Annotated in this window: 12 protein-coding genes and 1 pseudogene; 2 read left to right on the top strand and 11 right to left on the bottom strand. The window is 65.0% G+C overall.

Annotated elements, in window-relative coordinates; all coding sequences use genetic code 11:
• Positions 1-120 precede the first annotated feature (120 nt).
• Positions 121-2,280: a TonB-dependent receptor gene (locus HT136_RS24075; protein WP_214202389.1), complete on the top strand. Its 2,160-nt coding sequence runs from the start codon at positions 121-123 to the stop codon at positions 2,278-2,280.
• Positions 2,281-2,327: 47 nt separating this feature from the next.
• On the opposite strand, the gene HT136_RS24070 is transcribed toward HT136_RS24075, so the two are convergent.
• A complete protein-coding gene (locus HT136_RS24070) occupies positions 2,328-5,777 on the bottom strand; it encodes a S41 family peptidase (RefSeq protein WP_214202388.1) in 3,450 nt (1,149 codons plus the stop codon).
• Positions 5,778-6,104: 327 nt separating this feature from the next.
• Here HT136_RS24070 and HT136_RS24065 point away from each other — a divergent pair, with 327 nt between their 5' ends.
• Entirely contained in the window at positions 6,105-7,175 is a 1,071-nt protein-coding gene (locus HT136_RS24065; RefSeq protein ID WP_214202387.1) for a DUF2235 domain-containing protein, read from the top strand.
• A 22-nt stretch (positions 7,176-7,197) separates the two neighbouring features.
• On the opposite strand, the gene HT136_RS24060 is transcribed toward HT136_RS24065, so the two are convergent.
• The 10 genes and pseudogenes from HT136_RS24060 to HT136_RS24020 form a co-directional block, all read right to left on the bottom strand.
• Positions 7,198-8,940 (bottom strand): hypothetical protein, encoded by a 1,743-nt coding sequence (locus HT136_RS24060; RefSeq protein WP_214202386.1) that lies wholly within the window; start codon positions 8,938-8,940, stop codon positions 7,198-7,200.
• Positions 8,941-8,943: 3 nt separating this feature from the next.
• The gene (locus HT136_RS24055) at positions 8,944-10,023 is read right to left on the bottom strand and encodes a protein-glutamate methylesterase/protein-glutamine glutaminase (protein WP_214202385.1); all 1,080 of its coding nucleotides are present in this window, start codon (positions 10,021-10,023) and stop codon (positions 8,944-8,946) included.
• A 5-nt stretch (positions 10,024-10,028) separates the two neighbouring features.
• On the bottom strand, positions 10,029-10,892 hold the full coding sequence (locus tag HT136_RS24050) for a CheR family methyltransferase (RefSeq protein WP_214202384.1): 864 nt from the start codon (positions 10,890-10,892) through the stop codon (positions 10,029-10,031).
• 39 nt (positions 10,893-10,931) lie between these two features.
• The gene (locus HT136_RS24045) at positions 10,932-12,665 is read right to left on the bottom strand and encodes a methyl-accepting chemotaxis protein (protein ID WP_425516915.1); all 1,734 of its coding nucleotides are present in this window, start codon (positions 12,663-12,665) and stop codon (positions 10,932-10,934) included.
• A gap of 63 nt (positions 12,666-12,728) precedes the next feature.
• A pseudogene (locus HT136_RS26750) lies at positions 12,729-12,836 on the bottom strand (HAMP domain-containing protein); the annotation flags it as partial.
• Positions 12,837-13,494: 658 nt separating this feature from the next.
• Positions 13,495-13,980 carry a chemotaxis protein CheW gene (locus HT136_RS24040; RefSeq protein WP_214202383.1) on the bottom strand — a complete coding sequence of 162 codons (486 nt, stop codon included), beginning with the start codon at positions 13,978-13,980 and terminating at the stop codon, positions 13,495-13,497.
• The gene (locus HT136_RS24035; protein ID WP_246544330.1) at positions 13,977-14,492 is read right to left on the bottom strand and encodes a chemotaxis protein CheW; all 516 of its coding nucleotides are present in this window, start codon (positions 14,490-14,492) and stop codon (positions 13,977-13,979) included. The genes HT136_RS24040 and HT136_RS24035 overlap by 4 nt, the downstream gene beginning before the upstream one ends.
• A gap of 14 nt (positions 14,493-14,506) precedes the next feature.
• Positions 14,507-16,522: a chemotaxis protein CheA gene (locus tag HT136_RS24030; RefSeq protein ID WP_214202381.1), complete on the bottom strand. Its 2,016-nt coding sequence runs from the start codon at positions 16,520-16,522 to the stop codon at positions 14,507-14,509.
• Positions 16,522-16,884, bottom strand: coding sequence for a response regulator (locus HT136_RS24025; RefSeq protein WP_214202380.1), 363 nt, complete (start codon positions 16,882-16,884; stop codon positions 16,522-16,524). Before HT136_RS24025 ends, HT136_RS24030 begins: the two co-directional genes overlap by 1 nt.
• Positions 16,881-17,186, bottom strand: a complete 306-nt coding sequence (locus HT136_RS24020; RefSeq protein WP_214202379.1) for an STAS domain-containing protein — start codon at positions 17,184-17,186, stop codon at positions 16,881-16,883. Before HT136_RS24020 ends, HT136_RS24025 begins: the two co-directional genes overlap by 4 nt.
• Between the last annotated feature and the right edge of the window lie 319 nt (positions 17,187-17,505).

Here is a 17,505-nt window from a genome sequence, read left to right as displayed (position 1 = left end):
AGCACGATGCGCCCGATGCGAAGTTCGAGAGTTGAGGCTCCAGGCGCGGATCACGCGCCGGAGCAACGAACGGGAGAGTGATGTCCTGATCCTGGCGCAACGACAGACAGGGGGGACTACATGAAAACCGCGTATCTGCTGCTGGCAACGGCTCTGGCGAGCCTTTCGGTGCCGGCCTTCGCCGAGGAGCCCGGGACAAGCGAAAATCCGGACGGTAAGACCGACGAGATCACCGTCACGGCCACGCGCCGCGCCAGTTCGCTCCAGTCGACGCCGGTGACGGTCTCGGCGCTGGGAAGCGAGGACCTTGCCAAGCTGGGGATCCAGCGGGTCGATCAGGTCGCCGCGCAAGTGCCCAATTTCTACATGCAGCCGGGCATCGCCAACTCTTCGACGATCTCGCTCAGCATGCGCGGGCGCGGGGACAACGCCGGCGGCTTCGGCACGACCGAGCAGCCGGTCTCGTTCTATTTCGACGACGTCTATCAGGCGCGACCTTCGGCGGTGAATTCCGAACTGGCCGACATCGAGCGCATCGAGGTGTTGCGCGGGCCACAGGGCACGTTGTTCGGGCGCAACTCGATGGTCGGCGCGGTCAACGTGATCACGCGCACGCCCGACGACGTGACTTATGGCAGCGCCTCGGCTTCCTACGGCAACTACCAGACGCTTGCGCTCAAGGGATCGCTTGGCGGGGCGCTCGTCCCGGGCGCGCTTGCGGCCTCAATCTCGGGCGTGTTCCGGGACCAGGGCAAGGGCTATATGCACAATGTCGCGACCGGCAAGGACATCGACGAACGTGACTTCTGGGGCTTGCGGGGCAAGCTCCACTTCTATGGATCGGACGTGTGGGACGTGGTCCTTGCCGCCAGCTTCACGCGCAACCGCAACGACGGCTTCGTGACCTCGCCTTACGCGTCCGACATGGTCACGCCGCTCACCGGAGATGGCCGCGACACGGCAACGACCGCGCCGCAGGCGGGATCCACCGACACGCTGGGACTGAGCGCGCACGTCGAGGCGGACCTGGGTGTGGTGACCGTGCGCAGCATCACCGGCTATTCCACCGTCAAGGACTACTGGAGCGTGGACCTGGTGGGCGGCACGATCGACAAGTTCGGCGACTACGTCATGGCCTACAATCGCCGCAGCCGTATCAAGCAGCACCAGTGGACCGAGGAACTGCAGCTCTTCGGCGATGCGCTCGACGGCGACCTTTCATGGATCGTGGGTGGCTTCTACTTCACTGAGACAACGCGCCAGTCCTTCAACGATACGATGTACAATTATTGGGACACCGACACCTCGACGCCCGATGCCTTCACAACGGTTCCCGAGCTCTACTACCGCAATCGGGCCAACAGCTACGCGGGCTACGCGCAAGTGAGCTACAAGCCGTTCGACGGCTTCGAGGTGGTCGCGGGTGGTCGCTACACTTACGAGACCAAGCAGATCGACGGGTACTTTTCTCCCGCGGCCGAAGACGTCTACGGCGACACCTCCCATTACAGCGCGGTCACTCCCAAGTTCGGAATCAACTACCAGGCCAGCCCGGACGTATTCCTCTATGGCTCGATTTCACGCGGGTTTCGGGCCGGTGGCTACACCTCTGCGGCAAACAGCCGGGAAGTGGGGGAAACGCCATTCGGGCCGGAGAAGGTCTGGGCCTACGAGTTGGGTCTCAAGTCGGACTTGCTCGATCGCAAGCTGCGCCTCAACTTCGCCGCCTTCATGAATGACTTCACGGACATTCTGGTCGGCCGGTTCATCGACGGGACGGCGATCTCTGTCCAGTTCAACGGGATGAGCTATCGCGCGATCGGCCTTGAGCTCGAACTCAACGTCAAGCCGGTCGAGGGGCTCGACATCTATGCCAACGGTGGGGTGCAGAAGGTGGGTAACATCGCCTATGTGGCCGGCGCCCAGGTCTCCAAGCCGATCAGCATACCCAACTACACGGGTTCGACCGGCTTTCGCTACGAGACCGGACTGTCTGGGGACGGCGTCTACCGCCTGCGCTTCGGGGGGGACTTCATCTTCCGCGACAGCACATATGGGGATCTCGACCATACGCTGATCACCCGGACTTCGACGGTGCGTGAACTCAATGGCGAAATCTCGGTGCTGCGCGACGACGGCTGGAAGTTCAGCCTGATCGGCAAGAACCTCGCCAACCGCTTCCAATGGCAGAACGGGCTGAATTTCAGCTTCATGGGCGCCTATGGCCGCCAGCCCATGTTGCCACGCACTTTCATGGCCGAGATCAGCTACGCATTCTGACTGAGAAGGGCGAGCTTGCCACGAATGAGGCAGGCTCGCCCTTGGGCTCAATCCTGCGAGGGGTAGACCGGGTAGGCCGGATGCGGCGGGGTCGCGGCGGGCGGGCTTTCCTTGAGTTTTTCCATCGCGATCGCCACGGCCGCCTCGAGCTGGGGATCGTGGCCAGCCGCGACGAGCGCGGGATCCTGCTCGACCTCGACGTCGGGATCGACGCCGTGGTTCTCCACTTCCCAGTGGCCTTCGGGATTGAACAGTCCCGCGCTTGGCGCGGTGACCTGGCCGCCGTCCATCAGGATCGGTACGTCACCGATGCCGACGAGGCCGCCCCAGGTGCGCTTGCCGACGAGGGTGCCCAGTTGCAGCCGCTTGAACATCCAGGGCAGGGCATCGCCGCCCGACCCCGAGAGTTCGTTGGCAAGCATGACCTTGGGACCGTAGATCGCCGCGTTGGGCGAGACTTCGACCCGGCCATAGCGCGGCGCGGCGTAGGACAGCGGCTTGCGGCCGAGCACTTCGACGATGTAGTCGGCCAGCTGGCCGCCGTTGTTGAAGCGCTCGTCGATGATCGCGCCCTGCTTGTCGGTCTGCGCGAAGTAGGCACGGTTGAAGTAGGTGAAGCCGCCCTCGGCGGTATCGGGCAAGTGGACGTAGGCGAGCTTGCCGCCCGAGAGCCGGTCGACCGTGCGGCGGCTGTCCTCCATCCAGGCGAGCTGGCGCAGCGAAGCCTCGTCGCGCAGCGGCACCACCGTCACATCGCGCGCGCGCGTGCCGTCGGCCTTGGCGATGGTGAGGCGGGTGGGCTTGCCTGCCGTTCCCTCGAGCCATTTCTGGACACCCGATCCGGTGTCGACGGGCACGCCGTTCACCGCGATCAGGCAGTCACCGGTCCGGATCGCGAGGCCCGGCTGGACCAGCGGGGACTTCACTTCGGGCATCATGGCGCTGCCGCCATAGATGCGGCTGAAGCAGAAGTGCCCGGCGTGCACGGCGTAGTCCGCGCCGAGCAGACCTCCGGGCGTCGCGTCGGGGTCGGGGATGTTGCCGCCGAAGCCACGCATGTGGCCGACCGAGAATCCGGTCAGCATTTCCTGAAACACGTAGTTCAGGTCCGCGCGCGAATGGAGCCCGTCGACCAGCGGCTGGAGGGCTTTTTGCGCGGCCACGGTGTCGTAGCCGTGGAAATTGGCGTCGTAGAAGTACGAGCGTTCGACACGCCAGACCTCGCGGTACATCTGCTCCCATTCGGCCTTGGGGTCGGTCATGACCTGGATCGCATCGAGCTTGGGATGGTCGGTGTTCTCGTCCGAGGCTTCCTCGTCGGCGGGGATCAGGCTCCAGGCCAGCGTTTCGCTCTCGGGATCGTCCGAGGAGGGCGATCCGACGAGGATCCGGGTGCCGTCGCCCGTGAGCTCGTAGGCCACCGCGTCCTGCGACAGAGGCTCGGCCTTGCGCTTCTCGGGATCCCAGCGCACGAGGTCGGCGACGGGCGATCCGAACGCGCTGGTCGCGTCGGTCTCGAGCCAGAACAGCGCGCCCTCGTTGCCTGCCTGAAGGCTGGTGTAGCCAGCGGGAGGCAAGGGCAGGGTCACCGTCCGCGCCTGGATCGTATCGATGCCAAGCCCCGCCAGATCGATTGCGACGGGGGGCGGAGCCGTGCCCTTCTTGCCCTTCGACTTGCCGGCGCCCTCGTCATCCTCGTTCGGGTTCGCGTCATCAGCGGGACCGGTTTCCTCGTCACTGCGCGGCGCGACGGGAGAGGGGGTGGTGGCGAGCAGCGGCAGGGCGTAGATCGAGGACGTGACCGCATAAAGGTCGCTCGTCATGTCGAGACCAGCTTCGGTGGCCCCAGCGTTGTTGCTGGCGAGGTAGTAGAGCACTTTGCCCTCGCGATCGAAGGCGGGATTGGTGGCGTCGACCATCCGGTCGGTCAGGACCGTGTGCGATCCGCTGGCGAGCGAGAACAGCACGAGGACGTGCATGTGGTTCGCCTCGTAGCGCGGGTAGACCAGCCATCGCGAGTCGGGCGAAAAGGTCATCGCGTAGTTGCCGCTGGAGAAACCGCCATAGGTGTTGGCGTCCTCGACCAGGCTCGCCTTGCCAGTGGCGATGTCGGCCAGCCAGACCCGCATCTTGTTGTCGTGGAACACGATCTTGCGCGAATCCGGAGACCACGTGGGCTCGAAGTAGTACGTCGGCTGGGTGTCTAGCGCGATCGTGCGGACCGAGGCTGGGGTTCGCGGGCTCCTGTCCTCGTTCCCGTCCTTGCCCCCGCCCTTGCCTTCGTCGGCCAGGGTGGAGATGGTGAGGGCGTACTGGCCCCCTGCGTCGGAAAAGTAGGCGATCGACTTGCCGTCCGGGCTCCAGGCCGGTTCGCGCTCCATCGCGCCGGGCGTGTTGGTGATGTCACGCGGGGCACCGTACTTGGCCGGTACGGTCACGATCTCGCCATGGGCCTCGACCACGATCCGCTTGCCGGTGGGCGAGGGGCGCACGCTCTGGACTTCCTCGCCCACCGAAAGCAGGCGCGGGCGCACGTCGGGCATGTCGCCGGTCACGGTGATCGGCACGCGCACAGGCTCGCTGCCGGGGACGAGCGTGTAGATCTGGCCGAGACGGTCGAAAACGAGCGTGTTGCCGTCGGTGGACAGCGAACGGATCGCCGCGCCGTCGTTCTTCCAGACTTCGCTTACCGCGCGGGTGGCCGGATCGTAACGGAACACGCTGATCGGCCCATCCCGGCCGGAAAGGAAGTAGATCTTGCCCTGCATGTAGACCGGCGCAAAATCGGATTCGATGCCGTGGGGCAGTTCGGTGCTCTGGAGCGTCTGGAGGTCGGTGATCCAGATGCGGCCGGCGGTTCCACCCCGGTAGTTGCCCCAGGATACGAACGAGCGGAACGAATAGCCGAAGGCCGGCGCCATCTTGTTGTAGACGATGGCCTTCCCGCCCGGTTCGTAAGCGCCTTCGTAGGCCGAGGGCAACGGCAATGGCGTGGCGACGCCGCCGCTGGCCGGGACCGAGTAGAGCCGATAGGTCCGCACGATCCGGTCTCGGCTCGAACGGAACAGGACGGACTTGCCGTCATCGCTCCAGCCCACGGGGATGTCGTTCGAAGGGTGCCAGGTCAGCCGCTTGGGAATGCCGCCTCCGATCGGAACGGTGAAAACGTCGAGATTGCCGTCGTATTCGCCCGCGAAGGCCACGGTTGCGCCATCGGGCGAGAACACCGGATTGGATTCGATACCCACCCCGCTGGTCAGCCGGATCGCGCTGCCGCCGGTGCTGGAGACCGTCCACAAGTCTCCGGCGTGCACAAAGACGATGCGGCCTGCGTGGATGGTGGGCATCTGCAGGATCTGGGTCTCCTGCGCGCCGGCGGGCAGCGCGACGAGGGTGCCCAGACTGGCGCCCAGGCAAAGGGCCCCCAGGGCAAGCGAGCGCGATCCAAGAGTGCCCAATCCGGTAATGCCTGTGAGGGCCGGCTTTGCGAATCGCATATTTTTACTGTCCCGCTTTGGAATTTCGTCATGCATGATTGCGGCAAACCGATCGATTGCCAACCTTACAACTGCGTTCAAACGCCGAGGTATGGCCCAATTTCAGTCGATTGCGGGGACAATCAGAGTAGCATTGGACCGCGCAACATTCTCGATTCAGCTCCTTCCTTCGGGCTTGTTGAAGCTGCGCTGGATACGAGCCAATTGTGCCATGTCTATGAGTTCGAAAGAGTGACAATGGATGTAACTGGAAATTTCGTATTAAATGAATAGAGGCGATGTTATTATTATTGTCGCTTGGCATTTTAACTGGGTGAGGTGTTCCGGATGGCAAGATCGCTGGTCGTGTGCTGCGATGGCACCTGGAACAGCGCCGATCAGGATGGCGCGCCCACAAACGTAACCAAGATGGCGCGGGCAATCCTGCCCCAGGCACAGGACGGCGCGGCCCAGATCGTCTACTACGATGAGGGCGTGGGCAGCGGCAACTTTCTCGACCGGATCGTGGGTGGGGCCTTCGGGACGGGACTGGAGACAAATGTTCAGCAGGCTTACCGCTTCCTTTGCCAGAACTACCAGCCGGGCGACCGCATCTGCCTCTTCGGCTTCTCGCGCGGGGCCTACACCGTGCGCAGCCTGGCCGGGCTGGTCAGTCTTGTAGGCCTGCTGCGCAAGGGTGATCTCGACCGTATGCCCAAGGTCTGGGACTATTACCGCACGCCACCCGAGGAACGTGAACCGGAGGCGATCGATCCGGCCTGGATCGGCGGACGCTCTCCCGAGGTGACGTTTATCGGGGTGTGGGACACAGTCGGTGCGCTGGGTATTCCCGGTAACGGGTTGGGCCGGATCGGGCGCAAGCGTCATTCGTTCCATGACGTGAAGTTGGGCGAGCGGGTCCGAAATGCTTTCCAGGCACTTGCCATCGACGAGCACCGCAAGACGTTCGCTCCGGCGATTTGGGAAACCGCCGGACTTCCTGCGCACGAACAGGCGGTTGAACAAGTGTGGTTCGCCGGCGCGCACAGCAACGTGGGAGGCGGTTACCCGGACAGTCTCCTCTCCGACATCGCCTTGCTCTGGATGTTCGACAAGGCGCGGCCCTTCCTCGCACTCGACGAAGATTACGTGGCTCGCAAGGTTCAGAAAGTGGAGGCCGGAGCGCCTCGCGGCGTACTCGTTGATTCGTCCAAGGGGGCGTTCTGGAAGATTCAAGGGCGCATCGACCGCGCGCTCGGGAAGGACCCCACCGAGCAGATCCACCCGTCTGCGATTGACCGGTTCGATTTTTCGGGGCGCACGCCGCGTCCCGCGCCGGACGCGGCGCCCTACAACCCGTTTCCCTATCTCCCTGCAAACCTGAAGCGCTATCTTCAGGGCAAGGGGCCGATCGCCTGAGCGCTCGGACGGCCGAACCGGTTCAGAACAGCCCGTCGTCGAACACGTCGTCGTCATCGTCCAGGGCACCTCGCGATGGGGCGGCGATGGCGGGCATGCCGGGCAGGCGGAACCGATCGTGGATCAGACGCTCGTCGGCCATGGTATAGGTATTGGCCATTGCAAGGAGGAAGGCGCACAGGCCCTCGTGCTCATCAGACGGCATGCTATGCGGCGTGGTTGGGACCAGGTTGCGGGCGACCTCGGCAATCTCCGGCGCGCGTTCGAGCGCGGAACCGAGTGACGACGCGGTCTGTTCGAGCAGATCGAGCATGCCGATTGAACCCTGTTCGACCGTGGCCAGCGCCATGTCGGTTGTCTGGGCACAGTCGCGTATTGTTTCGAGCGCGCGATCGAGTTCGTTGCCGGCGATCTTGTCGCCGTCGTTCGATTGGGCTCGCATACCCTCGCAGATCGTGATCAATTCGCCTTCGGCCGCATTAATCGCTGCGATGAGAGTGTCGAGCTTGTCCGAGTGGCTGCGTATCTCATTCGCAATGATCGAGACCGGACGCCCGATAATCTCAACCTTTCGGCAGCGCAAGCCGATGTTGATGGCCATCTGTCGAACATCGATGCGCACGTTACGGATCGCCGCGACACGCTGGGTGACCTCGGTCAGCGTTGTTACGATCACCTCAAGGGTTTCCTCGGCCTGGGCATCGGCACGGTGCAACTGGGCAATCATCGCCGCGGCCTGGGCTATGTCGTCCTCCATCCGGCGTAGGAACAGGGCACTGGCATCGTCCGCTTCGACGTCGTCCGAGGTCGTGTCACCACCATGCTCCTGGAGGGCGCTAAGGCCATGCGCGCTGCTGCCGAGGCGGCCAATCGCGCTGAGCAGCGCGGTAGCGTCGCGCCGGTATTCGAGCGCCGTTTCCTCAACGAGCGCGGCGAGCAGGCGCTCGGCGTGATCGCGTCCGCTCGGCTGATCGAGGGTGGCCCCGCTCAAATGCACGGCCATGAGGTCGCACCCCGCAACCGCGTGCTCGAGCCTCTGGCGGGCGCGGTCACCGACCTGGATTGCAGACAGCGCCGAGGCCAGTTCGGTCTGGATCGAGCGCGCAAGATTGCCTGTCGTCTGGGCCAGTTCGGCTAGGGCATCCTGGTGCGCGCGCAAGGCATCGGCGTCGCGCAACAGGCGATCGGGGACATGAGGTATGATCTTGCGGCATTCGCAAAGCAGCAGGGCGTCGATGGCCTGCATGCGTGAGAGACTTTGGTCGAGCGTGAGTAGGGTCTGAGCGAAGCCTTCGGTCTCGGCAGTGCCGGCCTTCAGCTTACGGCTCATCTGGTCGGCGAATTCGACGAAGGCGGTTGCGCCCGAGGCGGCGATCTTGACGTTCATCGCATAAATGTCGAGCACGCGCAGGCAGCGCTGCACTTCGTCGATATGGCGGTAGAGGCGGCGGGAAACATCGCCGATGCGCGCGATGTCGGAGGCGCGCTCGGTCACGCTCGTGGCAACTTGCGAAAGGCGGGTCGCCGCTCGGGTCAGCGTGGCGACCGAGGAGGCTGCCTCGCCATGCTCGAAGACTTGCGCAACTTCCTGGAGGGACGCCAGGATGATGTCGATCGTTTCGACCGTCTGGCCAAGTGTCGCACCGGCACGGTCGAAATGCCCATCGAGATCGCAGGCTATGGCGTGCAGTTGCGTGCGGGCATTCTCGCTCGGACCGGACAGGTCCTGGGCGTCCTCGAAGGCCTCGGGGCGTAACGCGTTCATTGTTTAGCGCGCACTCGCGTGGAGCATCTCGCGCGGAATCGCCGACAGGGCGACGATGCGGTCGACCGCGCCGTGGGCGATGGCTTCCTTGGGCATGCCGAACACGATCGAGGTCGCCTCGTCCTGCGCGATGGTGCGCGCGCCGGCCTGCTTCATTTCAAGCATCCCGCGAGCACCGTCATCGCCCATCCCGGTCATGATCACCCCTACCGCGTTCGAACCGGCCACGCGCGCGGCGGAGCGGAAGAGCACGTCCACCGAAGGGCGATGGCGCGAGACGAGCGGGCCGTTGCGGACCGAGACGAGATAACGCGCGCCTTGCCGTTCGAGCAGGGTGTGGCGGCCGCCCGGCGCGATCAGGACATGGCCGCGCATCACGGTGTCGCCATCCTCGGCTTCCTTGACGCTGACCTCGCACAGGCTGTCGAGCCGCTTGGCGAAGGCCCGGGTGAAGTTCTCGGGCATGTGCTGGACGACGACGATCCCCGGCGCGTTTGCGGGCAGGGCCTGGAGAACCTCGCGCAGCGCTTCGGTGCCGCCGGTCGAGGCGCCGATGCATACGACCATCTCGGTGGTGCGGCTCATTGGGCGTCCATCGGGCGGGGGCAGGACGGCGTCGGCGGTGAGCTTCTTTTGTGGTTCGAGCGATGCGGGGGAGGCCTTGCGGCCATGGACCCGCGCGCGCGCCGCACCCTTGATCACGTCGCGGATGGCGACGCGCGCCTCCTGGAGGTGATCGGCCACCCCGACCCGGGGTTTGAGGATCACGTCGACGGCGCCGGCTTCCAGTGCCTGCATCAGCGTGTCCGAGCCCTCTTCGGTCAGCGAAGAGCACATCACCACCGGGACAGGGCACTGGCTCATCAGTTTGCGCAGGAAGGTGATGCCGTCCATCCGCGGCATCTCGACGTCGAGGGTGATGACGTCGGGCACTTCCTCCTGGATACAGCGTGCGGCCGCGAAGGGGTCGGCCGCGGTGGCGATGACTTCCAAAGTGGGATCCTCCTCGAGGATGGCCTTCATGGTCTGGCGCACACTGGCGCTGTCGTCGACGATGAGGACACGCGTTTTCGCGGAAGGCATGGGGATCATTTCCTCTGGAAGACCGTGCCGGCGACACTGGTCAGGTCATGCTGGAAGCCGCTGATCGATTCCGAGTGTCCAAGGAACAGGTAGCCGCCCGGGCGCAGCCGTGCGCTGAGCCGGTTGACGACGGCCTCTTGCGTTGGCTTGTCGAAATAGATGAGAACGTTGCGGCAGAAGATCAGGTCGAAGGGATCGCCGACGGAGTAATGCCGGTCGATCAGGTTGAGCTGGCCGAAGGCGACCTTGCGGCGCAGCTCGGGTACGATGCGCACTTCGCCTCGGGCGGGGTCGAGGGCATCGAGGACATAGGTCTTGCGCAATTCGGGCGGGACGGGGCTGATCATGTCGCGCGGATAGATGCCGCGCCGCGCGGTCTCGAGCACGCGGGTATCGATGTCGGTCGCCACGATAGCGTATTCGAAGCCGGCGTTGCGGCGGGCGAAGGCGTCGAGCAGCATCGCAATCGTGTAGGGCTCGGCCCCGATCGAAGAGGCCGCGCTCCAGCAGCGCAGCGCGTGCCGCCCGGCGTCGCGCATTTCGGGAAGGATTGTCCCCGTCAGGTAGTCGAAATGGCGGGGCTCGCGGAAAAAGTCGGTCTTGTTGGTGGTGACCGCATTGACCAGGTGTTCCAGTTCGCGCGCATCGCTGTCGAGCGAAAGGATCCACTTGCAGTAGTCGCGCAGGCTTGCCTGTCCCGTATCCCTTGCGCGGCGACGCAAACGGCCTTCGAGCATCGTGCGCTTGGCCGGTTGCAGGTGTATGCCCGTGCGTTCGTGGATGAGCGCGGCGAGCGCCTTGAAATGCGCCGGGGCGATATGGTCCTCGTCCGCATGGGTCTCGAAGGGGAGATAGGCAGCGTTGTTCATGGCGGTCCCCTTCGTGGGGTGGGATCGGGGTGGACGTCGTCAGGCGGCGCACCCGAAATCGGCATCGTCAGCGTCGGGCCCCCCGCTGGTGAGGTCGAGTGTGAAGCCCCGCGCGCGCTCCTGCTGGTGGGCCACGCTGTTGGGACGCGGCGCGCTCGGACGGCTTGCCGCCGGCTTCTCGGTAGATTTGGGAACGGGCTTACGGCGCGGCGCGGCGGCGCTCGAGTGAGTCGGCGCTACGCCGCCGATACCGCCGGCAAGCTGGAAGAAGGTGATCGACTTCTGCAGCTCCTCGGCCTGGCCCGCGAGCGATTCCGACGTCGAGGAAATCAGCTCGGAGGCATGCGCGTTCTGTTGGGTGACCTTGTCGAGCTGCTGGATCGCGTCGTTGATTTGCGACGCGCCGATGTCCTGCTCGCGGCACGCGGCGCTGATCTCGGAAACGAGCTCGGCGGTGCGGCGGATGTCGGGCACCAGCTTGGAGAGCATTTCGCCCGCCTCGGCCGCCGCCTTGACGGTGTCGGAGGACACCGCGACGATCTCGGAAGCCGCGCTCTGGCTGCGTTCGGCAAGCTTGCGAACCTCGGAAGCGACGACCGCGAAGCCCTTGCCGTGCTCGCCCGCGCGCGCGGCTTCGACGGCGGCGTTGAGCGCAAGCAGGTCGGTCTGGCGGGCGATTTCCTGGACGATGCTGATCTTTTCGGCGATCGTACGCATGGCCTCGACCGCCTTCTCGACCGCGACGCCCGAAAGTTCGGCGTCCTTGGAGGACTGGCGCGCGATCTTCTCCGTCTGCGCGGCGTTGTCGGCGTTCTGCTTGATGTTGGCGGCCATCTCTTCCATCGAGGCGGAAGCTTCCTCGGCCGAGGCGGCCTGTTCGGTCGCGCCTTCGGAAAGCTGCTGAGAACTCGTCGCCATCTGGGTGCTGCCGTTGGCGACGTGGCTCGCCGCGCCGCCGACGTTTCCGGCGAACTGGCGCAAGTTGTCGACGAGCGCGTTGATCGAGGTCTTCATGCGCTGGTGGTCGCCCTCGCAGGCAATGTCGACGGTTTCAAGCAGGTTGCCCGTGCTCACCAGCGAAAGCACGCGGTTGCCTTCCCCGATCGGGTCGAGGATGGCGTCGAGCATGCCGTTGATACCGACGATCAACCCGGCGAAATCGCCCACGAAGCGCCGGTCGTCACCGCGCTCGGAAAGCCTGCCGGCGGTGGCGGAGAGGATCATGCGCTGAATCTCTGCGGTGATGTCGCGCAAGTTCGCGCGCAAGGTTTCGATGGTCTCGTTGATGAAGGCCTTCTTGCCCGGGAAGCGTTCGAGCGGAGCATCGAAGTCACCCTCGGAGAACGCCTTGACGCAGGCCATCGCCTTCTTCTTCACCGCGATGTGGCCGGCCACCATCTCGTTGATGCCGCGCGCCATGACAGCGAAGTCGCCCGCAAACTTGTCGGCCGGCACGACGACGTCGATGTCGCCCCTGTCGTGCTCGACGGCCATGTGATTCATTTCCGCGATCAGCCCGGAAAGATTGGCGCGCAAGGTCTCGATGGTTTCGTTGATGAAGGCCTTCTTGCCCGGAAAGCGTTCGAGCGGAGCATCGAAGTCACCCTCGGAGAAGGCCTTTACGCAGGCCATCGCCTTCTTCTTCACCGCGATGTGGCTGGCGACCATCTCATTGATGCCGCGCGCCATGACCGCGAAATCACCCGTGAATTTGGCGACGGGCAGGACGGCGTCGATCTCGCCGCGATCGTGCTCGGTGGCCATCGTGTCCATCTCCTGGATGAGGCCGCGCAGCGTCGCGCACAGATCAGCGATGCGGCCGAGAAGCAGGCCGACTTCGTCGTTGCGCTCGTTGGTTACCACAAGGTCGAGATTGCCCTGCGCGATCGAATCCACGACCTGAGTGACCTCCTCGAGCGGCTTGACCGCGAGTTTGCCGACCATCCAGATGCCCAGCAGCACCATCGCCGGGATGAGCAGCGCCATGAGCGCCATGAAGACGATCACCATATCCAGCGTTGATTGGCCGTTTGCCACGATTTCGGCCTGCCGGGACTGGGCGCGGCTGACGAGGGCGTCGATCTGCTGGCGGTGCTTGTTGTAAATCGTGCTCACGCGGGAATAGCTTGCGCGCATCGCGCCAGCATCGCCCCGCGCGATCGCGGGAATCAGAATGTTGTCGACTTCCTCCCAGAACTGCTGGCCGGTCTGGGCGGATTCACCTTGCAGCTTTGCGAGGAGATCAGGGTCGAGGCCCTGTGTCTGCCAGGCGTTCTTTCTCTGCCGATACTGGGCTTCCAGCTCTCCGAGCCGAGCGCGCCGCTGAGCCAGTTCCGCAGGATTGGCGACGAGCTGGCTGACCTCCAGGTAGGGTTCGATCACGAATTCGGGCGGCGGCAGGATATCGCCGAGAAACTCGGCGATCATGGCATTGCGATCGACGAGTTCGCCGCCGAGCCGAATCCGGTTCACGCCGATCGCGGCAATCGCGAAAGTTGCCAGGATCGTGATCACGATCGTCAGGCCGCCAACGGAGATCTTCTTCTTGATGGTCATCATGCTGCTGTTTCCGATGTGAGGGCGGGCAGGCGAACCGGCTGGTTCAGGCCGCCTGGATCATGGCGGAGAGAAAGGCCGCATCCTCGTGGCCGGTGAGGACGTGGGCGATATCGACGATGACGACGAAGCCGCTGGCGCGGCGCACGACGCCGTAGATGTACGCATTGTTCCAAGGCATGCCGATGTCCGGCGCACTGTCGATCTGCGCGGTCTCGAAACTGCCCACGCTGATCACTCGGTCGACGACGACGCCCAGCGCACGCGCGCCCTGCGCTCCGGCCAGATCGAGGATGAGTATGCGCGTGGCGAGCGTGGGCTGGGCGGGAGGCAGTGCAAGGCGACAACGCAGGTCGAGCGTGGCGACGCCTTGCCCGCGCACCTCCGTAAGCCCCAGGAAGTGCGGTGGGCCATTGGGGATCGGGGTTGGCGGGGCATAGTCGAGGATCTCGCGAACGCAGGCGACCGGAACGGCGAAGACATCGTTGCCCAGGCCAAACTCGACGACCTGGACCTCGTCCGCGCCGCTCATGCCGCGTGTCCCAGCGGGCTGTCCAAGCCAGCGTGTCCTCGCTCAAGTGTGGCGAAGATCGCAGGCAAGTCGGGCAGGACGATCACGGACTGGTCCTGACGCACGAGTTCGCGCACGAAGGTTCGGCGCCAGCGCATGCCGATGACGGGCGGCGCACTGGCGCTGTCGCGATCGAGCAGGGTGACCTCGTAGACTTTGTCGGCGCGCAGACCGATCTGCGTTTCCTCGCCGCCGAGCAAGGTCTCGATGACGACGATGCGGGTGTCCGGGCTGGGGTCTTCAATTGGCATGCCGAAGGCGACGTGCAAATCAGCGATGGGAATGATCTTGCCCCGGAAGTTGATCACGCTGCCCACGAGCGCGGGCGCTCCGGGGACGGGTGTCTCGGGAAGGAGGTCGAGGATCTCGCGGATGCTGATGGCCTCGATGGCGAGGCGCTCGTCGCCGATGTCGAAGGTCAGGACCTCGAGCTGGCCGGCCTCGTCCCAGCGGGTGGCGGATGGATCGGTCATGGACATCATGGGGGTCATCCGGCTGCGCGCAGCCGCTCCTCCTGCTGTTGGCCCAGCGCGACGAGCTGGACGATGTCGAGAATGAGTGCGACCCCGCCATCGCCCAGGATCGTCGCACCCGAGAAGCTGGGAAGGCCCCGATGCAGGCGCGACATCGACTTGATCACGGTCTGGTGGCTGCCGATGATCTGGTCGACGACGAGCCCGACGCGCTCGCCACCGGTGCCGATGACGACGATCTTCTGGTAGGGATCGGGCCGGGTCCCGGTGGCGAAGAGTTCGCGCAGCCGCAGGAAGGGTACGAGGCGGTCGCGCAAGGTGATCATCGAACGCCCGCGCGAGCGGATGTCCTCTTCCAGCGAAAGTTCGATGCATTCCTCGACGGCGGCGAGCGGGATCACATAGTTGCCCTGTCCCACGCGCACGAGAAGTCCCTCGATGATCGCCAATGTAAGCGGTATGCGCAAGGTGATCGTCGACCCCTTGCCGGGTTCGCTCGTCAAGTCGATCGTACCGCGCAGGCCTTCAATGGTGCGCTTGACGACATCCATGCCGACACCGCGCCCGGACAAGTTGGTAACCTGCTCGGCGGTCGAGAATCCGGGGTGGAAGATCATCTGGAGCAGGTCCGCATCGGCAATCGCCGCTCCGGGGGCGAGAAGTCCGTTCGCCTCGGCCTTGGCGCGCACGCGCTCGCGGTTGATCCCGCGACCATCGTCGGTGATCGTGATCAGGACCTCGCCGCCCGCCTGCTCCGCGGCCAGGCGGATCGTGCCGCTCTCCCGCTTGCCGTTCGACCGGCGTTCTCCGGCGGGCTCGAGTCCATGATCGCAGGCGTTGCGCACGAGGTGGACGATGGGGTCGGCGAGCTGCTCGGAGACGGTCTTGTCGATCTCGGTGCTCTCGCCCTCGGTGACCAGTTCGATGGTCTTGCCGGTCTCGTGCGCGAGGTCGTGGACGAGCCGGCGGAAGCGGCCGAACAGCGCGGCAATGGGCACCATGCGCAGGACCATCGTGGTGTCGCGCAGCTCGCTCGCCAGCCGTTCGACCTCCTCCGAGATCGAGCGGAGCGCGAGTTCGCCTGCCGGTCCGCGAATGCCGCTGTCGGCAAGCTGGGCAAGGCGGCTCTGGACGATGACGAGTTCGCCCACGCGGTCCATCAGAACGTCGAGGCGGCTGGCCGGGACGCGTACGCTGTCGCCAGCGCCCCCCTGCATGCGTCCGGGGCTCCGTGCAGGCTGCCCGTCCTGTCCGTTCGGCACGGGCGCCGCCGCCGTCGCGGGGGCGGTGATCTCGGGATTGGGCTCGGGCAAGGGGGGGGAGGCGAGCTCAAGGGGTTCGACCTGGAGCTCCATGTCGTCCATCACGAAAATGAACACGTCGTCGATCGCCTCGCGCGCGATGTCGCCGCGCAGTTCGACGTCCCAACCCAGATGGCACTGGCTGGGATCGAGCTCGGCGAGCGGGGGGATCGCGTCGGGCAGCGCGATGATACGCGCCAGCCCCGGTTCGACCAGTTCGGCAAGCTCGTCGAGCAGGATCAGCGGGTTGGTGCCGTTTGCCATGGCGTCGAGAGGGAGCCGGAATACGAGGTGCCAGCCCTTTTCGGCGTTGCCGTTCGCCGGGGCGTCGGTCGCGAGGTCTTCGTTGTCTGAAGGTGAGGCCAAAGCCTCGTGAAGCCGCGCCAGGATCGCCTCGCCCGCGGTTGCGAGCGCCGGGTCATCGCTCTCGACGAGTGCGCGCATGTGGTCCATCGCGCCGAGCGTCACGGCGACGAGGTCGGGCGAGGCGGGGGCAAGGCCCTTGCGCACGCGGTCGAAGGCGGTCTCGCAATGGTGGGTGAAGGCGGCGAGGGCGTCGAACCCGAACATCGCGCCCGAGCCCTTGAGCGTGTGCATCCCGCGAAAGACCGTGTCGATCAGCTCTCGGGAGGCAAGATCGTGCGTGAGGTCGAGTAGCGCCTGCTCGGTCGCGTCGAGCAGATCGGCCGCCTCGATGCGGAAGGCGGCAACCGGATCGTTGCCGGACATCAACCCAGGACCTTGCGCGCGACCTTGAGGAGATGATCGGGTACGAAGGGTTTGACCAGCCACCCGGTCGCCCCGGCCGCGCGGGCCTGCTCCTTGAGGCCGACATCGGATTCGGTGGTGAGAAAGACGATCGGCGTGCCAGCCTGGATCGGCAGCTTGCGAATCTCGCGGATCATCTCGAGCCCGTTCATGCGAGGCATGTTGAGGTCGGTGATGATGAGATCGTACTTGGCCATGCGTGCCTTGCCCAGGCCTTCGGCGCCGTCTCCGGCCTCCGCGACAGTGTGCCCCGCGCCCGAAAGTGCGATGCGGATGGCCATGCGCACGCTGGAGCTGTCATCGACGGTAAGGATGGAGCTCATTGCGGCGCCTCCCCCTGAAACCAGAAGGCGGTGTCGGCGCTGGAGGGGGCAGTCAGGCTTCCGCATCGGCGCAGCAAGGCGCTCAGCGCTTCGTTGGCGGGCGTGGTCAGGCGCAGGCTTTTCTGGGTTTGCGCCGCCTGGACACGCGCGGCCTCGAGCAACTGGATCAGGCTGAGATCGGCGTGCTGGAGGGCGCTGGCATCAATCTCGACTTCGGAATGGGTCTCGAGGCCTTCGAGCAAAGCCGCATGGATTGCGGGCGCCTCTCGTAATGTTGCAACTTCGCCCAGGGAAACCAGCATCGTCGATCTCGCGGATTGTCTGTGTCTCCAGCGGGATCTAGCAGGCGTCCGTGAGGATATGCTTGGGCGTGCTTAGTAAGTTTTACGGGGCACGGTGCATCGGGACTGACAAGGATAGTTTCCCGTCAGGTGCGGCCCTTCGCGCCTGACGGGGAATGGTGTCAGTCGGAAATGCCCATCAGGCGCTTGTTGAGCGCGCGGTCCGAGCCGCTCCCGGCAAAGTCGTCGAAGGCCTTGTCGGTGACGCGGATGATGTGGTTCGCGATGAAGGGTGCCCCTTGCGCCGCGCCCTGTTCGGGGTGCTTGAGCGCGCATTCCC

It is taken from the genome of Novosphingobium profundi (genome assembly GCF_018491765.1).
Lineage (GTDB): Bacteria > Pseudomonadota > Alphaproteobacteria > Sphingomonadales > Sphingomonadaceae > Novosphingobium > Novosphingobium profundi.
Note: the sequence above shows the minus strand (reverse complement) of the source record. Positions and strands in the feature narration are given on the sequence as shown.

Bases quoted from the DNA above. Each gene is read 5' to 3' on its own strand.
- HT136_RS24065 (WP_214202387.1), top strand. From the start codon at position 6,105: ATGGCAAGATCGCTGGTCGTGTGCTGCGATGGCACCTGGAACAGCGCC.
- HT136_RS24075 (WP_214202389.1), top strand. From the start codon at position 121: ATGAAAACCGCGTATCTGCTGCTGGCAACGGCTCTGGCGAGCCTTTCG.
- HT136_RS24055 (WP_214202385.1), bottom strand. From the start codon at position 10,023: ATGCCTTCCGCGAAAACGCGTGTCCTCATCGTCGACGACAGCGCCAGT.
- HT136_RS24050 (WP_214202384.1), bottom strand. From the start codon at position 10,892: ATGAACAACGCTGCCTATCTCCCCTTCGAGACCCATGCGGACGAGGAC.
- HT136_RS24020 (WP_214202379.1), bottom strand. From the start codon at position 17,186: ATGCTGGTTTCCCTGGGCGAAGTTGCAACATTACGAGAGGCGCCCGCA.
- HT136_RS24045 (WP_425516915.1), bottom strand. From the start codon at position 12,665: ATGGACACGATGGCCACCGAGCACGATCGCGGCGAGATCGACGCCGTC.
- HT136_RS24060 (WP_214202386.1), bottom strand. From the start codon at position 8,940: ATGAACGCGTTACGCCCCGAGGCCTTCGAGGACGCCCAGGACCTGTCC.
- HT136_RS24040 (WP_214202383.1), bottom strand. From the start codon at position 13,980: ATGAGCGGCGCGGACGAGGTCCAGGTCGTCGAGTTTGGCCTGGGCAAC.
- HT136_RS24025 (WP_214202380.1), bottom strand. From the start codon at position 16,884: ATGAGCTCCATCCTTACCGTCGATGACAGCTCCAGCGTGCGCATGGCC.
- HT136_RS24035 (WP_246544330.1), bottom strand. From the start codon at position 14,492: ATGACCGATCCATCCGCCACCCGCTGGGACGAGGCCGGCCAGCTCGAG.
- HT136_RS24030 (WP_214202381.1), bottom strand. From the start codon at position 16,522: ATGTCCGGCAACGATCCGGTTGCCGCCTTCCGCATCGAGGCGGCCGAT.
- HT136_RS24070 (WP_214202388.1), bottom strand. From the start codon at position 5,777: ATGCGATTCGCAAAGCCGGCCCTCACAGGCATTACCGGATTGGGCACT.